Source organism: Clostridium sp. (genome assembly GCF_021443865.1).
GTDB lineage: Bacteria > Bacillota > Clostridia > Clostridiales > Clostridiaceae > Clostridium.
In genome coordinates, this window is the sequence record NZ_JABUTB010000163.1 from 1 (window position 1) to 2,287 (window position 2,287).

The window sequence follows — 2,287 nt, forward strand, 5'->3', positions numbered from 1 at the left end:
AATTATAAAAAAACATATAGGTATTAGGAGGTATTGTGATGCAAAATAAAAAATCAACTATTTCTTTATTAACATCAATGCTCTTGGTAATGCAATTATGTATTAATCCTATAATTACATATGCAGATGTTAGTAACGATACTATAGTAACAAATAATGAAGTTATAGAAGGAAATGATACAAGGGTAGAAAATGTTCGTTTCAATAAGAGCGAAGTGAATGTTGGAGATACTTTAGAGCTAACTGCAACTATAGAAAATCTACACCAAGGGAGTAGAGTCTATGCACAGCTATGGTTTCCACAAAATAACTTAGAACATGAATTGAAATATAACGAAGAATTAAAGTTATATACCACAGAAATAAAAATAGAAGAAAGCTTTAGATATAAAACTCTTAACTTACTTGCAATAGAAATTCGTAATGAGAATGAGAGTAGTCTTCAATATCATCCAAAACTATCTGTTATAGTAGCAGATGAAAATGGAATAACAGATAAAGTGGCACCAGTAATAAATTCAATTAATGTTAATAAAACTGAAATTAAAGTGGGAGAAACCTTAGAAGTTTCAGTAAATGCAACTGATGATGTTTCGGGAATTGCACAAGTAATGGGGTCAGTATTTATTAATGGAAAATATAATGAATTGAAGTTTTCATATGATGAAGCTAAAAACTTATATATGGGCTATTATGAAATAACAGAGGATTTAATAAATAAGACAATTGGTATAACTAATATTGCTGTTATTGATAAATCTGATAAAAGTACTTATTCATCAGATTTAATAAATATTAGTGTAGTTGATGGAAATGGAAACAAGGATGATGTAAAGCCTGTAATCAATTCCATTGAATTTGATAAAGAATATTATAAAGTTGGGGATACTATTAAGCTTTATGTAGATACATATGACAATGAATCTGGAATTCAGTTTGTTGAGGCTTATGTAAAAATAGGTATATATACAAAGTCTTTATTATTAGAATATAATGAAGAACTAAAAAAATATACTAATGAAATCTACATAACTGAAGATATGGAAGGAAGCAAAATTATATTAGCTAATTTAAGAGTAGCAGATAATGCATATAATTATGCTGATTTTGAAAAAGAAGTATCAGCTTATGTTTTAACCAATGATGGACGAGTTGATATGGAAGCACCAATTATGTCAAATATAGAATATGATAAAGTTAAACTTGATTTGCAGGATAAATTACAAATTACTTTAAATGCAACAGATAATATCTCAGGTATAGACGAAATAAAGGCTAAAATAAATTCAGGAGATAAGAGTTTTACATATAGTTTTTCTAAATATGATGGAAGCGATAATAAATATGTTTTAGTTATTAAAACAGAAGAGTATATGTATTTTAAGAATCTAAATATTGAATATATAGAAGCCATTGATTATGCAGGAAATAAAAATAAAATAGATGTTAATAAGTCTATTCCAGTAACAAATGAAGCTAGAATAATTAATGAGAATACAGATGTAAATAAGATTATTGAAGAAATTAAATCTTCAGAAGAAGATAAAATAACTTTATTTTTAAATAATAATGATAAAATAGTTCATAAAGAGATTTTTAATGCTATTGCAGGAACTGATAAAATAATTACCTTTTTATTAAAGGATGGAACAACATGGACCTTTAAGGGAAAGGATATAATTAATGAAAATATAGCTTCAATTAAATTATCAGTAAGTAATAAGCCTACAGAAGAAGCAAAAGCTGCAATTGAAAGGCTAACTAATGATGCTATATTTATAAAATTTGATTATCATGGACATTTACCAGGAAAAGCTTTAGTTAAGCTAAAAGTTAATAATGAAGAATTTATAGGTAAGAAATTAACTTTATATTATTATAATCCTGATACTAAGGAAGTAGAAAAGATTGATGATAATATATTTGTAGATAAAGATGGATATGCTATCCTAGAAATAGATCATTGTAGTGATTACTTCTTATCAGCCAATTCAAATTTACTAGGTACAGAAGAACCAGGAAACAATGAAGGAGAAACTCCAGATAATAGTGGAGGACAAGCTTCAGAAGATATTAACCAAGAAGGCAACAATAATGAAAATGGTTACAACAATCTACCTGAAACAGGTGGAGATAATCCAATATTCACTTTAATTGTAGGGTTTTCACTATTAGGTGTTGGTGGTATTTTAACTGTAAGAAGAAAATAATAGCTAGATTTTTAATAAAAGGCACTGTATTTTACAGTGCCTTTTTGCTAATTTAAATTTAATTGCACTTATACTAA

Annotated in this window: 1 protein-coding gene; it reads left to right on the forward strand. The window is 26.8% G+C overall.

All coding sequences use genetic code 11. From position 1 onward, the window contains the following. Positions 1-38: 38 nt before the first annotated feature. Positions 39-2,210, forward strand: a complete 2,172-nt coding sequence (locus HUJ77_RS15365; RefSeq protein ID WP_291710144.1) for an LPXTG cell wall anchor domain-containing protein — start codon at positions 39-41, stop codon at positions 2,208-2,210. The last annotated feature ends 77 nt before the right edge of the window (positions 2,211-2,287 follow it).

Coding starts and splice junctions, on each gene's coding strand:
- HUJ77_RS15365 (WP_291710144.1), top strand. CDS start 39: ATGCAAAATAAAAAATCAACTATTTCTTTATTAACATCAATGCTCTTG.